This is a genomic window from Candidatus Frankia nodulisporulans (assembly GCF_902806475.1).
Lineage (GTDB): Bacteria > Actinomycetota > Actinomycetes > Frankiales > Frankiaceae > Frankia > Frankia umida.
In genome coordinates this window covers 1-2,333 of record NZ_CADCWS010000410.1, presented here as the reverse complement: position 1 = coordinate 2,333, position 2,333 = coordinate 1, and the positions used below count along the sequence as shown (strand labels likewise).

The 2,333-nt window shown below is 73.5% G+C and carries 2 protein-coding genes and 2 pseudogenes; all 4 read left to right on the top strand.

Features of this window, described 5'->3' with window-relative positions; translation table 11 throughout:
• Nucleotides 1–582 precede the first annotated feature (582 nt).
• Nucleotides 583–807: a helix-turn-helix domain-containing protein gene (locus G6R24_RS20325; RefSeq protein ID WP_163550744.1), complete on the top strand. Its 225-nt coding sequence runs from the start codon at nt 583–585 to the stop codon at nt 805–807.
• Between the two features lie 748 nt (nt 808–1,555).
• Nucleotides 1,556–1,810: pseudogene (locus tag G6R24_RS23855) on the top strand (replication initiator); the annotation flags it as partial.
• Nucleotides 1,811–1,838: 28 nt separating this feature from the next.
• Nucleotides 1,839–2,039: pseudogene (locus G6R24_RS23850) on the top strand (replication initiator); the annotation flags it as partial.
• Between the two features lie 76 nt (nt 2,040–2,115).
• Nucleotides 2,116–2,333, top strand: a 218-nt coding sequence (locus tag G6R24_RS23845; RefSeq protein WP_338084486.1) for a replication initiator, incomplete at its 3' end; no start/stop codon positions are given.

Genomic DNA, 2,333 nt, shown 5'->3' with positions numbered 1-2,333 from the left:
CCTTGCCCCGCCTGGCATGGTTCCAGCCGCGCCCGGCGGTCGTGCCGGACCCGCTTCCAGGCGGACCGGTACCTCCCGAGGAAGACCGGGCGGCGCGGTTCCAGACGTGCCGCCCGACCCCTGGCCGACTCGATCCGATTTTCGGGCCCGACCTGCGCGCATCGACCGCGCGGCCTGGTCGGGCGGATCGGGTCGGCCCCCTCCCGCCACCCGCTGGAGACCTTCGCCGTATGCCCCGATCTTCCGAGTCCCCTCGGCCGTCCGGCTGCTGCTGGCGGTCAGGCTGCACCCGCCCGGCCGTGGTCGAGGGCGACCAGGGCGACCAGGCCCACGTCTGCGCCGACTGCCAACGCACCGGACATCGCACCACCGGCCCCGCCCGCAGCATCGGCCGACTCCCCACCACCCCTCCACACCTAGGGCCACCGGTCCCTAGACCTAGGGCGGCCCCTAGGCCCCGATCCGGCGGCTGACCAGCCCTCTAGGGCCTAGGGCACGGCCCCACCGAACCCCCATATCCACCCTCCGCCCGGCCTGCCAACCCTGCCCGGCCCCTAGACCTCGAACCGAGAGGACACCCCGATGACCGTCCCGACCGCCGTCCAGGCCGACCCGCTTGCCGGCCTGCCGCCACTGATCTCGATCACCCGCGCGGGCCAGATCCTCGGTCTCCCTCGGGCCACCGCCTACCGGTACGCCAAGGCCGGTCACCTCCCGATCCGCACCGTCGGCCCCCGGCTGTACGTCGTCACCGCCCGCCTGGCCGACCTCCTCACCCCCGACCCGGCCCCGCCCACCGACGGGTAGAGGGGGTCCGGTCTACCCGCGTCGACCTGTCGAACCCCCGCTACCGGCCGACCCGTTCGCCAGCCCCGGTAGTAGCCCCCCTCTACCCCGGTAGCGGGGCCCGTAGTGGCCCCCGACCTGCGCGGTAGCGGGGGTAGAGGGGACCGGCCCCGACCCACCGGCACTCCCGAAATCACGGTGTGTGGCAGGGATGCCGGAGGGGAGGCGGCTGCCCGTGAGGGAGTTCTCCCTACCCGCCTCCCTCGCCATCCCTCCCTGGGCTGGCCAGTGCAAACGACCCGTGAGGGAGGCAACCAACCGCCTCCCCGACCCCGCCAGGCATCCCCGAAAACACGCCGTGGGCCTGCCGACTCTCCCTCCCTCCCTCACCGACCCCGACCGAAAGGAGTCACCGTGTGTAACCCGCTCCGGCCGCCGGGACCACCCGCGCACGGCGACCGGGCCCGCGCGGGGTGCCATCTGGTACCCGTACCGGTGCGGCCATCGGGAGGCGTACCGGTACGGGCGGCGGTACCCGTACCGTCTGGCGACCGACCACACCCCGCACCGCACGGTTGTTCGACGGTTGTGCGGGTGGCTGGTACGTCACGCACAGTCGGGGTAGGGAGCGTGCGGGACCAATTCATAGTTCGGCCCTTGGCGCGGGCCGCCTGCATTGGGCGTGGGACACCCCCCACGCCGCCAGGCACTTTGCGAAGCCTCTTTCGGTCCCGGTCATTGCCGTGTCGGCTGACTGAAGAGGCCCCGCATGTTCGCTGACGTTCTCCCTGACTGTGCCGACCGGCTCGCCGATGGCACGTTCACCGCCGTCTGGGCGCAGATCCAGCGGGCCGGGGGCTGTTCCCGGCCGATCCGCCTGTCCGGGTTCGTCGACCAGGTCGACCGGGCCACCGGGGAGATCCGCCGCACGGTCGACTCCGCCGGCCTGCCCGACGGGACGATCCTCGTGCCGTGCGGGAACCGGCGGGCGTCGGTGTGCCCGTCGTGCTCGTATCTGTACGCCGGGGACGCCTGGCAGATCGTCCACTCCGGTGTCGCCCGGAGGACAGGACATCCCCGACACCGTCGCGCGCCATCCTGGCCTGTTCGTCACGGTCACCGCGCCCAGCTTCGGGGCGGTGCACTCCCGTCGGGCCAACCACGGTCCCGCCCAGCGGTGCAACGACCGGCGGGGCCGCTGCCCGCACGGCCGGCCCCGCGGCTGCCGCCTGGTCCACCCCGACGACGACCCGACCCTCGGCGCGCCGCTGTGCGCCGCCTGCCACGACACCGCCGCCCTGGTCGTGTGGGAACCGGCACGCCCCCCGGCTGTGGAAACGCACCGTCGACCTGACCTACCGGCGGCTGGCGTTCCTACGCGACACCAGCGAAGCCGACATCCGCCGGACCCTACGCGTCAGCTACATCAAGGTCGCCGAAGCCCAGGCCCGAGGCGCCATCCACTTCCACGCCGTGCTCCGCCTCGACGAGGCCACCCCCGCCGGCACCTGGGCACCCCCACCCGACTGGGCCACCGCCGGCCTGCT

Bases quoted from the DNA above. Each gene is read 5' to 3' on its own strand.
- G6R24_RS20325 (WP_163550744.1), top strand. From the start codon at position 583: ATGACCGTCCCGACCGCCGTCCAGGCCGACCCGCTTGCCGGCCTGCCG.